At 48.3% G+C, this 15,723-nt stretch carries 17 protein-coding genes; 6 read left to right on the forward strand and 11 right to left on the reverse strand.

Features of this window, described 5'->3' with window-relative positions; genetic code table 11:
• Positions 1–16 precede the first annotated feature (16 nt).
• From CHU32_RS28305 to CHU32_RS21185, 6 genes are all read right to left on the reverse strand, one after another.
• Positions 17–739, reverse strand: a complete 723-nt coding sequence (locus CHU32_RS28305) for a hypothetical protein (protein WP_176691694.1) — start codon at positions 737–739, stop codon at positions 17–19.
• A gap of 117 nt (positions 740–856) precedes the next feature.
• Positions 857–1,054 carry a type II toxin-antitoxin system HicA family toxin gene (locus CHU32_RS21170; protein WP_103677878.1) on the reverse strand — a complete coding sequence of 66 codons (198 nt, stop codon included), beginning with the start codon at positions 1,052–1,054 and terminating at the stop codon, positions 857–859.
• A gap of 3 nt (positions 1,055–1,057) precedes the next feature.
• Positions 1,058–1,315 (reverse strand): DUF1902 domain-containing protein, encoded by a 258-nt coding sequence (locus CHU32_RS21175; RefSeq protein ID WP_103677879.1) that lies wholly within the window; start codon positions 1,313–1,315, stop codon positions 1,058–1,060.
• Between the two features lie 92 nt (positions 1,316–1,407).
• Positions 1,408–2,103, reverse strand: a complete 696-nt coding sequence (locus CHU32_RS21180) for a BRO-N domain-containing protein (RefSeq protein WP_103677880.1) — start codon at positions 2,101–2,103, stop codon at positions 1,408–1,410.
• A gap of 22 nt (positions 2,104–2,125) precedes the next feature.
• Positions 2,126–2,263 carry a hypothetical protein gene (locus CHU32_RS28640; protein WP_245880250.1) on the reverse strand — a complete coding sequence of 46 codons (138 nt, stop codon included), beginning with the start codon at positions 2,261–2,263 and terminating at the stop codon, positions 2,126–2,128.
• 157 nt (positions 2,264–2,420) lie between these two features.
• A complete protein-coding gene (locus CHU32_RS21185) occupies positions 2,421–2,681 on the reverse strand; it encodes a hypothetical protein (protein WP_103677881.1) in 261 nt (86 codons plus the stop codon).
• Positions 2,682–2,876: 195 nt separating this feature from the next.
• Between CHU32_RS21185 and CHU32_RS28645 the strand changes: the two genes are divergently transcribed.
• The 5 genes from CHU32_RS28645 to CHU32_RS21210 all read left to right on the forward strand — a co-directional run bounded on the left by CHU32_RS28645 (position 2,877) and on the right by CHU32_RS21210 (position 7,109).
• On the forward strand, positions 2,877–5,279 hold the full coding sequence (locus CHU32_RS28645; protein ID WP_245880251.1) for a phage tail protein: 2,403 nt from the start codon (positions 2,877–2,879) through the stop codon (positions 5,277–5,279).
• 124 nt (positions 5,280–5,403) lie between these two features.
• Positions 5,404–5,808 carry a putative holin gene (locus CHU32_RS21195; protein ID WP_103677948.1) on the forward strand — a complete coding sequence of 135 codons (405 nt, stop codon included), beginning with the start codon at positions 5,404–5,406 and terminating at the stop codon, positions 5,806–5,808.
• On the forward strand, positions 5,795–6,076 hold the full coding sequence (locus CHU32_RS21200; protein ID WP_103677882.1) for a phage holin family protein: 282 nt from the start codon (positions 5,795–5,797) through the stop codon (positions 6,074–6,076). The genes CHU32_RS21195 and CHU32_RS21200 overlap by 14 nt, the downstream gene beginning before the upstream one ends.
• Positions 6,076–6,630, forward strand: coding sequence for a lysozyme (locus tag CHU32_RS21205; protein WP_245880254.1), 555 nt, complete (start codon positions 6,076–6,078; stop codon positions 6,628–6,630). The genes CHU32_RS21200 and CHU32_RS21205 overlap by 1 nt, the downstream gene beginning before the upstream one ends.
• On the forward strand, positions 6,627–7,109 hold the full coding sequence (locus tag CHU32_RS21210) for a DUF2514 domain-containing protein (protein WP_103677884.1): 483 nt from the start codon (positions 6,627–6,629) through the stop codon (positions 7,107–7,109). The genes CHU32_RS21205 and CHU32_RS21210 overlap by 4 nt, the downstream gene beginning before the upstream one ends.
• 181 nt (positions 7,110–7,290) lie before the next feature.
• Here CHU32_RS21210 and CHU32_RS21215 read toward each other — a convergent pair whose 3' ends face one another.
• Positions 7,291–7,482, reverse strand: coding sequence for a YfgG family protein (locus tag CHU32_RS21215; RefSeq protein WP_103677885.1), 192 nt, complete (start codon positions 7,480–7,482; stop codon positions 7,291–7,293).
• Between the two features lie 351 nt (positions 7,483–7,833).
• On the opposite strand from CHU32_RS21215, the gene CHU32_RS21220 reads away from it, so the two are divergent.
• Positions 7,834–10,119: a sensor domain-containing phosphodiesterase gene (locus tag CHU32_RS21220; RefSeq protein ID WP_103677886.1), complete on the forward strand. Its 2,286-nt coding sequence runs from the start codon at positions 7,834–7,836 to the stop codon at positions 10,117–10,119.
• On the opposite strand, the gene ppx is transcribed toward CHU32_RS21220, so the two are convergent.
• From ppx to purM, 4 genes are all read right to left on the reverse strand, one after another.
• Complete coding sequence (gene ppx, locus CHU32_RS21225; protein WP_103677887.1) at positions 10,080–11,621, reverse strand: exopolyphosphatase; 1,542 nt, start codon at positions 11,619–11,621, stop codon at positions 10,080–10,082. The two genes, CHU32_RS21220 and ppx, sit on opposite strands and share 40 nt — an antisense overlap.
• 4 nt (positions 11,622–11,625) lie before the next feature.
• On the reverse strand, positions 11,626–13,692 hold the full coding sequence (gene ppk1 / locus CHU32_RS21230) for a polyphosphate kinase 1 (protein ID WP_103677888.1): 2,067 nt from the start codon (positions 13,690–13,692) through the stop codon (positions 11,626–11,628).
• 308 nt (positions 13,693–14,000) lie between these two features.
• Positions 14,001–14,642 carry a phosphoribosylglycinamide formyltransferase gene (gene purN / locus CHU32_RS21235; RefSeq protein WP_103677889.1) on the reverse strand — a complete coding sequence of 214 codons (642 nt, stop codon included), beginning with the start codon at positions 14,640–14,642 and terminating at the stop codon, positions 14,001–14,003.
• Positions 14,642–15,679, reverse strand: coding sequence for a phosphoribosylformylglycinamidine cyclo-ligase (gene purM, locus CHU32_RS21240; RefSeq protein ID WP_103677890.1), 1,038 nt, complete (start codon positions 15,677–15,679; stop codon positions 14,642–14,644). Before purM ends, purN begins: the two co-directional genes overlap by 1 nt.
• Between the last annotated feature and the right edge of the window lie 44 nt (positions 15,680–15,723).

The raw sequence follows: 15,723 nt of genomic DNA on the forward strand, positions 1-15,723 counted from the left end.
TCTGAATCGCCCCGATCTATCTTCTCGCTTTATGCCCGTCCCAGCATGTCTTGCACCAGGCCATCAATCCATCGGCGTTCTGCTTGTTAGGGTAGAAACTGGTGCGCTTTCTTCTGACGTTACACATAGGGCACCATTTCATGTGCCTGGTGTTTCTCGGCCCATCAAGACAGCTCGCACACCATATGGTCAGACCATCAGCATTTTTCGACGATTTCCGAAATTTATCATATGGAAGATTTATTCGACATCTTGTGCATTGCTTCAGCCCTTCAATAACTTTAACTTCTGCTGGTGCTGGTGCTGGTGCTGGTACTGGTGCTGGTGCTGGTGCTGGTGCTGGTACTGGTACTGTCTTGAGTTTGATAACCTCATCACCCGGAAATTTACCATGGTAGGCAGGTCTTTGTGATACACCATTCGGTAGCCTGGCTGAAAATGGTTTGGGTTGAGGAGGGTTAATTTCTTTTGTGGTGGTTATATTTTTATTATGTGAGGGTTCGATCACCGGGTGGTCATACTTTGATGGTGAAGATACGTCTGGTGCATTTCCTGACGGATGATACTTAGTCGTTGCGCTATCAACTACTTGCACTCGCTCAATGCTTATTTCTCCGTCTTCAGTCTTTATTGTCCTGTGCTGTCTGACAACAGTGCGATCAGAAGTCTTGGTCCGGTTCTGATTAATGATAAAAAGAATCACGGCCACTACACCAACGACGATCCAGAAAACTTGCATATAAGACCTGCAAAATGTTACCTAAAAGGTAATGTTAACCAGGATAGCATTGCATATCTATAGTGACATGTCACAACGTTAACTTCGCCCACAAAAAAGCCCGCTATGCGGGCTTATTCAGAAGTATTTTGGTAGTCCTGCCAGCTTCAGTATTCCGTTAGCCGTATGGCTCGATACTACAGTGTACGGAACGCTAAACTTTTTCCTTGTGATAGGGCTGGACCATATCTCATGGCTTCCCTTTCCCTGCCTTTCAAACTGGCATCCGGCTGCTAAAAGCAATTCCGTTAGTTTTGGATATAGTCCGGTTCCCATTTATCAGAGCGCGATCCTGTCCTGATAGGATTGCTCCTGAGTGAAGGAAAGGCGGATGCGCGCCGGATTACCAATAAAGCCGTTCATCTCGAACAGATCCGGAGCGATTTCCCAAACACGCTCAGTAAGCTCTTCATACGTTTCAGCTTCAGTCACAAGCCCGAGATCATCGCACTGGGCAACCCAGACGTTCTCTTCCTGATCATGACATACTTCCACATTGAATGGATTAGCAAATTTTAACACTGAAGGTTTAAACATAAACACCTCCTGTTTACCTTTAGGGTAATTTTGGACGCAGTTGACGACACCGTCAATGATTATTTTGTGCGCGCTTCCCTGCGCATTTTCCCTCAGAAGTCTGACGCGTTACTGCTGATGTACTGGGCGTGACTGCGGATATTGCTCAGGCATTTGCTGACGCCGGTGATGTAGTTAACCATCGTTGTGAACTCGGCGGCCGCGCCGTCCACGTCGTGCCCGTCCTCTCCAAGCTGGCGTAACAGGTCCATCAACATAGAACTTTCCGCCAGGCCGTTGACGCCTTCAGGCGAATGAATGAACTCACGGTATCCCGGCTTGAGCGGGTAGCTGTATTGGTTCTTACCTTCGGACTTCATCGCTTCGAGTATCGCGGGCATGAAGCTGGCGACAACCTTCTGGGCTTTATCCGCCGGTGATAACTCTTCACGAACGTAGCGCCCGGTCCGGCGGATCTGCGGCAACACCTCGCCGGTTACCCATTTGCGGAAACGGTAGGGGATGGTGCCGGGTGTCACCGCGTCGCGACAGCGGAGGATCAGAGTGTAGAGGCCGGACTCGTTAATGACGTTTACAGTCTGGCTTCCACCAGGGGTGTAAGTTGAACTTACACCCTTCTCATCATCATCAAGCGCTTTAAGTGACATTCGGGAATTAGTAAGGCCAAGCGCTTTGCAAATGTCAGAAGCTGCGAACCATGGGTTACCGTCGATTTGGAACATACGTACTTTGATAGCAGATTCAAAGTTAAATACTGCATCTGGGGTTGGTTTTCTCTGAGCAGTCATAGTGATCACCTTTGTAGTCTGGTTAATCACCACCGCAGGTCTCAATCTGGCAGGTGGTGAACTGAACAGGGTTGAGACTACCGGCTACAAAGGACCCGGCCAGCCTTTCGGCTGCCCTGCCCAGCCCACCATAATTCTGGTATAGCTGTGCGTTACGCATAAAAAAACCGCCTGCGCGGTGTGTGCGCCTCTGTAGTATCGGGGTCTCAATCCCGGCATCGGATTTTGCCGATGCATGATTACTATGGCACAAGATTTAAGCGTTGTAAATTTACCTATTAGGTAATAATTTCATATTTATCAGGTAATTTCAATTCTTATTTGGTTTGTTCGTTCAGCTTCTGGGCGCAATAATCCAGGTGCGTTTGCAAATCTCGCATCGACATTTGCGAACTCGTCACGTAATTGACCAGCGCAACCAGCTCAGCCATCGGCCCATCCACATTAAAACCGTCCTTATCGAGTTCCCTTAGCAGCGTCATGAGGTGGGATTCCTCTACCAGGGATCTGACGCCTCCTGGCGTGTGAATGGTGTCATAGAAATTATCTTTCATCGGGTAATGGTACTGCTGCGGCATCTACTCTCTCCATAAACAACTGTATGCATATACATATATCAAAGGTTAGGTCTTACTTCCAGTGACAATTAAAATTACCTGTAAGGTAATAATTTGGTTAATGCATCACCATTTAATTCATATATGGTTTGGTGGGTAATAGAATGACAGATGTGTAAGCGCGCCGGGCGCATCAGCCATCTGGAGAAAATCAAAATGACGGTCTCTACCGAAATCGACCATAACGAATACACGGGTAACGGGGCGACAACATCCTTCCCGTACACCTTCCGCATCATGAAAAATTCTGATCTGGTCGTTCAGGTAGTCGACCTTAATGAAAATATTACTCAGCTACTGCTCGACACTGACTACAGCGTTACCGGGGCAAAAGGATATTCCGGCGGCAGCGTGGTGCTCAACTCTCCCCTGGCGAATGGTTGGCAGATTTCGATCAACCGTTCACTCCCGGTGACGCAGGACACAGATCTGCGCAACCAGGGTAAGTTCTTTGCTGAAGTTCATGAAGATGCCTTCGACAAGCTGACGATGCTTATCCAGCAGTGCTTTAGTCGTCTGAGACTGTCGTTAAGACGCCCTTCTTTTGTGGCAAATTATTATGATGCGCTGGGATACTACATAAGAAACCTTCGTGACCCGTCACGCGCACAGGATGCGGCCACAAAGAACTATGTTGATGTGCTTGCTCAAAATAACCTCAACCGTAGCCTGCGAGTTCCTGAAGGTTATGTGGCACCTCTTCCTTCAGTAGAGCAGCGTAAAAATAAAATTCTTGCGATGGATAGTTCAGGTAACCCTCTCATGGTTCTTCCTGAAAGTGGGAGTGCTGCAGACGTTTTAATAGAACTGGCAAAGCCTACAGGAGCATCATATATTGGTGTCCAGCCTAAGGGTTATCTATCAGAAATGCAGTATTACGTAACCCCTGAGCAATTTTCTGACTTAACCTCTCCGGGGATATATGTTGATGAAGACACTGACTTTACGATTGCAATTCAAGCCGCAGTGAATTACGCAGCAGAACACCCTGGATTTATAGTTAAAGGAACTGATAAAAGATATGGTTGCGGTGCAATCATTGTAACTGTTGGATGTAAAGCAATCGAGGGCCTAAAGTTAAAATGTTTGATACCTGGAACAGACACTGTCATAAGGTCTTTTGTTGACACTGGGCATGATGGATTAAGAATATCTCAGTGTGATATTGATATAAATCAAAACGCCACAAAAGGAATTGTTGTGTCTGGCGTAATAAATTCAACATTAGAAAGCAATAAAGTATACAATTTCTCCGCTGGTGGAGAGCGGTATGGAATAAGAATTGGTACGTTAAGTTTGAATTCTGTTAACTATAACAACAAAATAATAAATAACGTTGTTACAATGCCTGTAGATCCAGATGAAGGTATCGGAAGTATTACTTTAACTGGCATAGGATTGATTGCGGTAAGTAGTGGTACATATGGTGGTATTGATAGTGGCGGGGTACCTATTTACCCATCAGTGATTACACTTCGTGACACATTAGTATACGGTAATATTGTCAATGGGGGAACACACGGCCTACAGGGAGGGGGTATTTTTAGGGCTAACATTACACATAACATATTCAGTAATCAATCCCACAGGAATATAAATATTTCTTCAAATTGCCAGAGAGTTCAAGTAGTTAATAACTATTTACTTGAGGGGGGATCATCAGGCATCAACATAGCTTGGGGGTGTCGTTGGATCGATATTATTGGTAACTATATTCAATCTAATAGCTCATCGCTAAAATCAACTGATGATACTGCAATCCAGTGTTACAAGGGGGTTACTGGTGTAAACATATCCAATAATCAAGTATTGGGTGATTGGAAATATTCTGTATATCTCGTCGCAAACGTTTCATTTGTAAATGTGACTGGTAATATACTTAGTGCTGGTTCTGTGGCTAGTATTTGTGTTGAGTCGGATTGGGCGGGTTCTCCAAAGCCATCTGGCGCAATCTATAGCAGGGGTTACGATCCTTCCATTGTTCCTGTTTCAGGTGCTACTAATGAAATTAGCATATCTGGGAACGTACATTCAGGCCCAGGTTGCGCATATGCTTTGGGAGGATTCAACAACAAAGTTCTAACAGGAATTATTATAAGCGATGAGATTGTTGGTAATGCCACTTCACGCCCCCACATTCTTTATGTTTTTGACACCAATCTTCTTATAGAAGAAGTTAACTTCAAAGACATCAAAGCCAGGGGGGCATCAGCTAATCAGTATTTCAGCACTAATAACAGAGCTCCCTTCACTGTAATTAGTAATGTAACAATATTGGATGACGCATCTAATAACGAAATATCTATTACAACTTCCACGCCTTCAGCATGGATTGGACCTAACATAATAATTAATGCTCCTATCTCTGTAACAAATTTTTTAGGGGGGAAGAATGGGCAAAAGCTTAGGGTGAGAATGATTGTAGGGGCTGGAATAACATATAACTCTTCGCTTATAAGGCTAAAAGGAAATGTAAGCGTAACCAGCAATGATGCTAATTCTATTTTATATTTGGAAAGAATTGCAGGCATCTGGTTTGAAACTTCAAGAAATTTTTAGAGGCATAACTTAAAGGTAACCCTGTTAAGAAAATTCTCACATAGTATTATCCATATATGGTTTATTGTGTATGATGAACTTACCAACAAAGGGGGTTCATCATGCAGAAAAAACGGTGGCTACTATGTCCGCGTCACTAACAGTATCAAGTATAAATCAGGGGCTTAGCGCGAGCGCGCTTGCTGCATGGGTAATGGGCGTCCCCATAGAGGCAGTATTAGGTGCACTCGCTGGTGCGGTAATATTTGTTACCTTCGCGCTTGAATATCCGATACGCCGTCGCCTTCTTCTTTCCGTGTTAAGCTTCTTCTGCGGCATCCTTTTTTACAAACCCATCTCTTCTATCCTGGTTGGCCTGGCCTCCATGATCCCCGGTGTTTCTTCTTCTGGCTTTGAGCGTGGCATTGTCGATTCCTCGGCGGCGTTCGTGTCTGCAATCGTCGCTGTCGGGGTGGGGTCATGGTTACACCGGGGATCGAACAATCCAGGAAAACTAATCCCGTGGGGCAAAGACAATGACAAGTCATGAGATTTTGCTCATAGCAAAATGCATCATCTGCGGCGCTATCGCGCTGCGGGTGCTTCTCTTCCGGCGCGAAGGGTCACGCCACCGCTGGTGGGGTGGGTGGCTGGCATACCTGCTTATCGTTGTGGCGGCCAGCATTCCGTTGCGTGTGTTCTATGGCTATTACGTTTCAACCGACTGGGGCGATCTGATACTGAATGCCGTCATGCTGGCGGCGGTTCTGAAGACGCGCGGTAACGTGGTGCAAATTTTTAAGATATCGAGGTCATGATGAAGATTTCCGCAAACGGCCTGGCCGTGATGAAGTATTTCGAAACCTGCGAGCTGAATGCATACCCTGATCCCGGCAGCGACCTCGGCAAAGCCTGCACCGCCAGAAAGCTGGCAATGCGAGATTACCGCCTGGTTCCTGACTGGCAGAAGCTCAGCGGTTCACCCTGGACTATCGGGTGGGGTCATACCGGGCGCGAAGTTAAACCGGGTCTGGTGTGGACGCAAAAGCAGGCGGATGACGGCCTGCTGGCAGACCTGAAACGCTTCGAAGATGGCGTGTCTTCTCTGGTCAGCGTCGAACTTAAGCAGGGTCAGTTTGACGCACTGGTCAGCTTTGCCTACAACGTCGGCTTGACCGCGCTGAAGAACTCCACGTTGCTGGAGATGGTCAACAACAAACGATTTGATCTGGCGCTGTCGCAATTTGCGCGCTGGAACAAATCAGGTGGTCGGGTGATGAAAGGTCTTGTCCGCCGCCGGGCCGCCGAAAGCTGGTTATGGCGTGATGCATCAGGTAAGGAAGCCATAGCCAAGGGGATCGCAGCAGCATGATCGCCGCAATCCTGAGGGCATGGTGGAAACCTATTATCGGTGCCGCTGCTGCCGTTGTTGTCGTGGTCTGCATCATCGTTGCCTGGAATGTCCACGGCTCCAGGCAATACGATGCTGGTTACGCAATGGCGCAGGCTGACCAGAAAGCGGCAGAGGATAAAGCGAAAGCACAGCGTGAGCAGGAGAAAGCACTCAATGAAATTGAAGCTCAGCAGAGGATTGACCAGGCGCGCAATGATGCTCTTGATGCCGCTGATCGTGCTGGCCGGTTGCAGCAGCAAATCGTTGCCATACGAAAGCAGCTCGGGCAGTATAACGCCACTGTCGGCGCTGGGCCGTCAGCCGCAGACACCGGAGTTTTGCTTGCCGACGTGCTCGCGCAATCTCTCGAACGAAACCGACAGCTGGCAGAGTACGCTGACCGGGCAGCCGAAGCCGGACGAGTCTGTGAAAGACAGTACGATTCGCTGATGCGATGACATGGTATTTTTCATGTTACAGTCTGGCGTTGACGGTATATAAAACGGTACGGCAACTTTGGATAGCCAGTTTTAATATTTAAAATCAATCAATTACGATGGTTGCAAACAATTGAGTGGGAATAACGGTTTATAAATGCATTAGGGCGACCACTGGTCGCCTTTTTTGTCTCTTAAAGGGCTAACGTTGACCAGGCGTTTCTACGATCAGGCTGGACTGTTGAGTCTGTTTTTTATCTTGATGATGATGCCATGCACCAATGGAGGAGTAGACTAAGCGTCCGAAAAGAAAGAAGAAACTGATAAGCAGTACGATACGGGTCATGCGACTGTTAAATCGATGTCGGTTTCGCATACTGGTAACCTGACTCACAAAAGGTCCTTTAAGGCATACCCACAGATTGGGGCGATGTGCACATTAAGACACAGTGTAGCGCAAGGGTCAATTGAATGTGATGTAAAATTCTGTCAGTTGATTCATTATGAATTGTTATAGAACATAATTAATGTATTTCCGTTATAAATTAATAAATGCTACCAGCGCTGAGTAAACGTAATAATTAGTTAATGAGGGCGCTATAATTGACTTATATCAATTATTACCTGGCGTTAATAATTAGAATCCATAGGTTGTATTATGACTGATAACCTTTTGCAGCTTGCTGCCGGGTGGGATACCTGTTTAAAAATGCCCGCGGGATGCCGGGTTTTCTGCTGAGCATTTATGAAACTAAGTAAAGCCTACATTAAATACAGAGACAGATGGTGGGGACTACCGCTTTTTTTACCTTCCTTACTGCTTCCCGTGTTAAGTAATGCCAATACTTTCGCCCATATCAGTACGGGAACGGTGGTACTTTTTTTTCTGCCATTAGCGCTAATGATCAGTCTTATGCTCTTTTTTGGCTGGGCAGCATTGCCGGGTATGATTCTTTCCATGTTCGTGTATAAATTTGAGCAGGAAGATCTGGCAAAAAATGCGCTGGTTGCGTTCCATTTTATCGTTCCCGTTGTGCTGAGCTGGGGAGGGTATCGGGCCTTTACCTCTAATCGACGCAATGTCTCTCATGGTAATGCTAAGCTGATGTTTCATCGGATCTTCTGGCAGGCATTTTGTCCGGCAACGCTTTTTCTGGCCCTCTATCAAATTGTCGCTTTTTTTGACATTTATCACTTACGGCAAAATTTTAATGGTGCCGGGATTTTTACTATCAATATTGTCATTAATTACCAGGCATTGTTGGTAGGGAATCTTATTGGCGTGCCACTGTGTTATTATATTATTCGTATAATAAGGCATCCGCTATATATCCGCGCTTATTTTTCTCAGTTGCGTTTACAGTTTGACCCAAAAGTTAAGAAAAAAGAAGTGGCAATTTGGATGCTGATATTTAGTAGTTTAATGATAATGCTCTGCATGCCTCTTAACCAAAATAGTTCAATATTCAGCACGAATTATACTCTATCATTACTATTGCCCGTTATGTTATGGGGGGCGATACGTTATGGTTACCGCTTTATGTCGATGGTGTGGACGCCAGTGCTGATTATCTCTATCCACTATTTTCACGGATATATCCCTTTATTTATGGGATATGAAACACAACTGGCAATTACGTCGTCAAGCTATCTGGTGTATTCATTTATTATTGTTTTTATTTCTATTCTGGCAATGCAGCAACGACTGATTACCCGCCGGGCGCGAATGCTGGCGTTTCTTGATCCCGTGGTCCATCTACCGAATTTACGTGCGCTAAACCGTTCATTACATCATTTTCCCTGGTCGGTGCTCTGTTTTATCCGTATTCCTGAGCTGGAAATGTTAGGGCGAAATTATGGCGTGATGCTCCGCATCCAGTATAAACAGCAGCTGGCAAGCTGGATTAACTCACAGCTACAGGCGGATGAAGGCGTTTATCAGTTATCAGGCCACGATTTGATATTTCGCCTGAATACGGAGGCGTATCAACAACGTATCGAAGATATCGATTGCCATATCAAAAAGTTTCGTTTTGTCTGGGACGGGATGCCGCTACAACCGCAGGTGGGCATGAGCTATTGCTATGTCCGTGCACCGGTCACGCATATTTACTTGTTACTGGGAGAATTAAGCACTATTGCCGATCTTTCTCTGGCGACAAATCATCCTGAAAATTTGCAAAAACGGGTTGCTCTGTATCTCCAGCAGGATCTCAAAGACAAGGTTGCGTTAATGAATCGTCTACAGCAGGCGCTGGAACATGATCAATTTAGTTTAATGGCGCAGCAGATCTCTGGCATTCGCGGTGATACTTATCATGAAATCTTGCTCAGGTTAATTGGTGCAAACGGGGAACTGATTAATCCTGTCGATTTTTTGCCCGTTGCACAGGAATTTGGTTTATCGTCACGTATTGATTTATGGGTGCTCGAAAATACATTGCGCTTTATGGCGGAACAACGTGAAATCTTGCCTGCGTGCCGTTTTTCGATAAACCTGTCACCTTCATCCGTGTGCCGTGCACATTTTCATCTGGAAGTGCAGTATCTTCTGAACCAGTATCAGGTTGAAGCATGGCAGCTTATTTTTGAAGTGACAGAAAGTGATAGCCTGGCAAACGTTGAGCAGGCTAATGAGACGCTGGCAAAACTACAAAAAATGGGATGTTTAATTGCCATTGATGATTTCGGTACCGGCTATGCAAGTTATGCGCGCTTAAAAAGCGTGAATGCGGACATTCTTAAAATCGACGGGAGTTTTATCCGCAGTATTGTTTCAAATAGCCTGGATTATCAAATCGTCGCGTCCATATGCCATTTGGCGCGGATGAAAAAAATGCAGGTAGTTGCGGAATATGTGGAGAGCGAAGAAATACGTAGCGCCGCTATCTCGCTGGGTATTGATCATCTGCAAGGTTTTTTAATTGGCGAGCCACAACCGCTGGATACTCTGGTGACAGTAAGGCACCAGAACGGTGCCTTACTGCTCCCTCAGGCCGCAACGTCCGGCGAAGCCTCTTCTTCAATCTGAAGATGCCAGCCGGTGACGGCTTCCCAGTACTGCTGCTCTTTTTCCAGATCCAGCAGTACCAGCGCATTCTGACTAAACCAGCCGTGCGGAAAACGTAACGTCCAGTGATTATCGTCAGTTTCAAGCGTCAGAGTCGGTGGGGTGGTGGTGGCCTGGCGCTGGTTGTTCAGCAGCACGCCCAGACGTAAAAGCTGGATAAGCGGCAAGAACTGCTTTTTCTTAAACAGGGTAAAGCGGGGCAGGTCATCAAGCTTAATGGCCTTACGATGATAGCGTACCAGAGTCGCCATCAGCGTTTGCTGCTCCTGGTTGAAACCTGGTAAGTCGCTGTTTTGCAGGATATAAGCAGAATGACGATGCAGCCCGCTATGGTTGATATTTAACCCAACCTCATGCAGCATAGCGGCCCATTCGAGCAACGCCTCCAGCTGTGGATGCGCCAGTTTTGGCTGCTGGGTCTGCCATTGGGCATACATCTGCATCGTGGTGTCCAGTACGCGTCTGGCCTGATCCCTGTCGATGTTGTACTGATTAGCAAGGCTTTTTGCGGTGCGACTACGTACATCCTGATGGCGGAAACGTCCTTCCATTTCATACAGCACGCCTTCACGCAGTGCACCATCGGAAAGGCGGAGTTCACGGATAGCCAGCGCGTCAAAAACCCCGCACAAAATTGCCAGCCCCGGTACAAATACCGCCTTGCGCTCCTCAGACAGTCCCGGCAGGCTGAGGGCCTCAAAACTCCGGTACTGCAACAGTTCCGCTACCAGTTTGTCGAGTCGTTCAGGCGTAATAAAGCCGTCCTTCTCTCCCATCTCCAGCAACACTTCGTGGGCAGCTTTGATCGTCCCGGAAGCCCCCAGCGCAACGTTCCAGCCCTGAATACGAAATTGCCAGGTTAAGGTTTCCAGCTTCTGGGCGGCCGCCATTCGGGCACGCTGAAAGTGTTCTTTACTGATGACCCCACCGGGGAAATAAAGCTGCGCGAAGCTGACACAGCCCATACGACGGCTTTCCACCAGTTTTGGCTCAAAATCCTCACCAATCACCAACTCGGTTGAACCACCGCCGATGTCGACCACCAGCTTGCGACCTTTTTCCGGCTGGGTATGTTCCACGCCCATAAAAATCAGTCGTGCTTCTTCATTCCCGGAAATGATTTCAATCGGATAAGGAATGACCTTTTCCGCACGTTTAAGAAAGTCAGTGGCGTTCAATGCCTGGCGCAGGGTGTGCGTCCCGACGATACATACACTGGAGGGTGAAAAACCTTGCAGACGTTCGGCAAACAGCGACAGGCAGCTTAAGCCTCGTTCCATTGCCTCTTCACTGAGCATATTATCTTCGCCGAGCCCATCAGCCAGATGGACTCGCTGTTTCAGGCGACCAATAATTTGCATTGCGCCATCAACCACACGGGCGATGACCATATGGAAACTGTTTGAACCGAGATCGACCGCCGCAAACTCTTGCGGTCGTGGTGACGTGTCATGTATTGGCATAGCGTTAGTCAGGTTGCTCAAGTGATTTGATGTAGTCGTAAATCGCCAGTTGCGATTGTACTTTACGGCGGTTACCGCGCGGTACATAGCGATTGCTCAGTTCTTTATCGATGTAACGGGCTTTTACTGTATCGCTAAACAGGATGTCAATAATATCCAGCACCCGTTGTTTAAGCCGTGGGTCGAGCAGCGGCGTCGCGACCTCAATGCGGTAGTCGATATTGCGTGTCATCCAGTCCGCAGAGGAAAGATAGACCTGCTTATCGCCACCGTTTTCGAAAATATAGATTCGGTCATGTTCAAGATAGCGATCGACAATACTGATAACGCGGATGTTGTCACTTATGCCCTCCAGATGCGGGATAAGCGAACACATACCGCGGATCAGCAGATTTACCGGTACGCCGGAACTTGACGCAGCGTAGAGCCGATCAACCAGGCCTTTATCGACCAGATTATTCAGCTTAAGGGTAATGCCACAAGGCAGTCCCTGCTGGGCGTTAGCAATTTCCCGGTCGATCATCTCATACAGCAAACGCCGCGAGTTCTGCGGGGAAACCAGCAGGTAATCAAACGTCACCGGGCGATAGGGATTTTCAATAAAGTTGAATACGCGACGCACTTCGTTGGTAATACGCGCATCGGCGGTTAACAGCGAATAGTCAGTGTACAGCCGCGCCGTTTTTTCATTGAAGTTACCGGTACCGATATGGGCATAGCGCACCACATCGTCACCTTCTTTGCGCGAAATCAGGAACAGCTTGGCGTGGATTTTCAGGCCTGGCGCGGAGAAAATAACATGCACGCCCGCTTCCGTCAGGCGTTTCGCCCAGTGAATATTCGCTTCTTCATCAAAACGCGCCTGTAGCTCTACCACCACGGTGACTTTTTTACCGTTGTGGGCGGCGTGGATCATCGCATCAATGATGCGCGAGTCTTTTGCCACGCGGTAGATATTGATTTTGATTGCCAGTACGCTCGGGTCAAAGGAGGCCTGACGCAAAAGTTCGAGTACGTGTTCAAACGTGTGGTACGGATAATAAAGTAAAACATCGCGCTCGCGGATAGCGTCAAAACCGTTGCGGAACTGGGCTTTATCAAACCAGATATGACGCAGGCGCGGTAGGGGCTTGTTCACCAGGTTGGCTTTGCCAACGTTAGGAAAACTGATGAAATCCTTGAAGTTGTGGTAGCGTCCGCCGGGAACGATAGAATCGTAGCGGGAAATGCTTAATTTTTCCCGCAGCACTTCCACCAGTGCATTCGGCATATCGCGCTGATAGACAAAGCGTACCGGCTCGGCGGTCAGACGCTGTTTCAGGCTGGAGGACATCAGCTCCATCAGGCTGGATTCCATTTCATGTACCAGATCATACTCGGCGTCGCGTGTCATCTTCATCGAATAGGCATTGAGCGCGTCGTAATCAAAAAAGCCATGAAAAATATCATCCAGGCAATAGCGCAAAATGTTGTCGAGTAAGATCATGGGCTTGCGTCGGCGCGGCGCTTCCGGCGGCAGATTGACAAAGCGCGGCACTTTATCCGAAGGAATTTCTAATAGCGCATAGCGTGTATCGTCACCACGAATAATTTCAACCGCCAGATAGGTGTAATCATCTTTCAGGAAGTTAACCAGGTTCGTTTCACGATTGATAAGCGTCGGAATAATGTGCTGACGCAGGTGCTGTTTGAAATAAAGGCGCAGCCAGTTTTGTTGGTTAACAGAAAGCTGACGTTCATTGATGAGGAAGATCTGGTTGCGCGCCATCTCCAGCAACAGCTCGTTATACAGGCTGTCGAACTCTTGATCGGCCTTCAGCACCCGCGACTGGATTTTACCCAACAAATGCCGCGAACTGGTCGGTATTCCTTGTTCTTCACTGATAATGATGCGCCGTTTTAACTCGGCAAACCGCACCTTGTAAAATTCATCAAGGTTGTTCGAATAGATCCCCAAAAACCGCATGCGCTCAATCAGCGGGTTGCTTTTATCAGCCGCTTCCTGAAGCACGCGTTCGTTGAAGGATAACCAGCTTAACTCTTTTTCGATGTATAACTTTTCCTGACCCATTACCACTCACACTCCGGTTCTATCACTGGACGTGTCAAATCCGTCTCAATGTCATTATGGCGAGCTTTGCCATGTAATGTCCAACTGTGCCAGAAAAGTATGACAGCAAACTGAACGGCGGGGCGGTTTGGGAGATAAAATTGACAAAAAGCGCGGTGTTATAGCCAAAGACCACTGTGTCGACATTGCCGGAAGACGCTGCGCGCGCCCGGCCTGCGGAACGCCACGGCGAAGGCGCTGCAATTTACTGGGGTGATATCACTACGTTTGGTTGGCCCGTGCCAGCGAATGCGCCGCCAGCCAAAGCTTTACTCTTCGGCGGCATAACCTTGTGCAGGCAGTTTGACGTTATCCAGCCAGGCCGCGTTATCATGCATTTCCAGCCGTCCATCAACAAACCAGCTTATCACCAGAGGATAAATATCGTGCTCCTGGGCTTGTACCCGGGCGGTGATATCGGCTTCGTCGTCACCAGAAAATACCGGCACGTTGGCCTGCAAAATGACTGGTCCGCCATCCAGCTCGTCGGTAACAAAATGCACCGATGTGCCGTGCACGTCATCGCCGTTTGCCAGCACCTGCTGATGGGTATTCAACCCCGGATATTTTGGCAGCAGCGAGGGATGAATGTTCAGCAGACGTCCTTGATAATGCGCGACGAACGCCGGGCTTAAAATGCGCATATAGCCTGCCAGCACTACTACATCCGGGGCATAGGCGTCAATTTCCAGCATCAGTTCACGATCGAACGCTTCACGGCTGGCAAACTGGCTGGCCGTTAACGCGTGCGCAGGAATGCCCGCCTGACGGGCGCGCTCAAGGCCGAACGCGTCGGCCTTGTTGCTGAATACCGCACGCAGCGTGCCGCCGATCTTCTTCTGTTCGCAGGCGTCGATAATCGCCTGTAAATTACTGCCGTTGCCGGAGATCAGCACCACGATGTTTTTCATTATTCAATGACCACGCGCTCGTCGGAATCAGACGATTTGATGATACCGATTTTCCAGGCTTTTTCACCCATCTCATTGAGTAATGTAATGGCTTTATCGGCATTTGCTGCCGGCAGGGCGACAAGCATACCCACGCCGCAGTTAAAGGTGCGGTACATTTCATGGCGGCTGACATTGCCGCTGCGCTGCATCCAGTCAAAAATGGCGGGCCACTGCCAGGAGGATTCGTCAATCACCGCCTGGGTATGGTCGGGCAGCACGCGCGGAATATTCTCCCAGAAACCGCCGCCGGTGAGGTGAGCAATGGCGTGAACGTCAACGTTTTCAATTAGCGACAGAATAGATTTAACGTAGATCCGGGTGGGGGCCAGCAGATGATCCGCCAGCGATTTACCTTCCAGATCGGTAGTCAGCGGATCGCAGCCGCTTACCTCTACAATTTTGCGTACCAGCGAATAGCCGTTGGAGTGCGGGCCGCTTGAGGCGAGGGCAACCAGAACGTCGCCATCGGTGACCTTCGAGCCGTCGATGATTTCAGATTTTTCAACCACGCCAACGCAGAATCCAGCCACGTCATAATCATCACCGTGATACATCCCCGGCATTTCGGCAGTTTCGCCCCCGACCAGCGCACAGCCGGATTGCAGGCAGCCTTCAGCGATACCGTTAATCACGCTGGCGGCGGTATCCACATCCAGTTTGCCGGTCGCATAATAATCGAGGAAAAACAGCGGCTCAGCACCCTGAACAATCAGATCGTTCACGCACATTGCTACCAGATCGATGCCGATCGTATCGTGGCGTTTAAGATCCATTGCCAGACGCAGTTTAGTCCCTACGCCATCGGTGCCGGAGACCAGAATGGGCTCACGATATTTTTGCGGCAGGGCGCACAGTGCACCAAAGCCGCCCAGACCACCCATCACTTCCGGGCGACGGGTTTTCTTAACCACGCCTTTGATTCGGTCGACCAGAGCGTTACCCGCATCAATATCAACACCGGCATCTTTATAGCTGAGAGAGGTTTTATCGGTCACTGCTGAGTCCCCACGCGTTTGCGGTAGAAATAAAATCGGCGCAA

It is taken from the genome of Superficieibacter electus (assembly GCF_002915575.1).
Taxonomy (GTDB): Bacteria; Pseudomonadota; Gammaproteobacteria; order Enterobacterales; family Enterobacteriaceae; genus Superficieibacter; species Superficieibacter electus.